Annotated in this window: 1 protein-coding gene and 1 pseudogene; one reads left to right on the top strand and one right to left on the bottom strand. The window is 66.7% G+C overall.

Features of this window, described 5'->3' with window-relative positions; genetic code table 11:
• Window positions 1–364: pseudogene (locus I0Q12_RS14650) on the bottom strand (cation-translocating P-type ATPase); the annotation flags it as partial.
• A gap of 96 nt (window positions 365–460) precedes the next feature.
• Between I0Q12_RS14650 and I0Q12_RS32895 the strand changes: the two are divergent.
• The coding region (locus I0Q12_RS32895) for a flavodoxin family protein (RefSeq protein WP_231610680.1) at window positions 461–807 on the top strand (347 nt) is incomplete at its 3' end.

Below are 807 nucleotides of genomic sequence, written 5' to 3'. Positions count from 1 at the left end.
GTACGACCGGCTTGGTCTGGCTGACGATCGCGAGCTTGTCCAGGGTCCGTTTCGCGCGGATCTCCTGGATGATTCCGATGCCGCTGTTCGCCACGATCAGCAGGCCGAACATGCCGTCGATGATCGAGCCGGTGGACAGCACGATGAGGAACAGCACACCGAGGATCGCGTTGATCCGCGTGAACACGTTCGCGCGGACGATGTCCTTGACGGACCGGGACGCGCGATCGGGAACGTCGTTCGTCTCGCCCCGCGCCACACGTTCGGCGACCTGCTCGGTGGTCAGGCCGCCGGCGACATGGGCGGGATCGGTCACGACCGTCTCACCGGCACCGACGACCGCGGTGGGCTCTTCAACTGACATGAAGAACAGGCTATGCCAGCGCGGGGAAGTTGCGATCGCGCACCGAGCGGCAGGACCGCGTTTCACCCGCGAAGCGGCACGGGTACCCGCGACGGCATGACATCTCTGAAGGCGCTCGCACTGGTCTGCACGCTCAAGCCGTCCCCGGCCGCGTCGAGCAGCGATCTGATCACCGAACACGTCCTCGCCGAGCTCGGCAAGTACGACGTGACCGGTGAGGCGATCCGGCTGGTCGATCTCGACATCCGTCCCGGCGTCGAGGCCGATATGGGGAACGGCGACCGATGGCCGGACGTCCGACGGCGCATCCTCGACGCCGACATCCTGCTGATCGCGACCCCCACGTGGCTCGGCCAGATGTCGAGCGTGGCCAAACGGGCGCTCGAACGACTCGATGCCGAACTCTCCGAGACGGACGACGAGGGCCGCCCGATCCTGTTCGG

It is taken from the genome of Rhodococcus sp. CX, assembly GCF_015865005.1.
In the GTDB taxonomy this organism is placed as follows: domain Bacteria; phylum Actinomycetota; class Actinomycetes; order Mycobacteriales; family Mycobacteriaceae; genus Rhodococcus.
The sequence above is the reverse complement of the archived record's forward strand: the minus strand, read 5'-3'. Positions and strand labels throughout refer to the sequence as shown.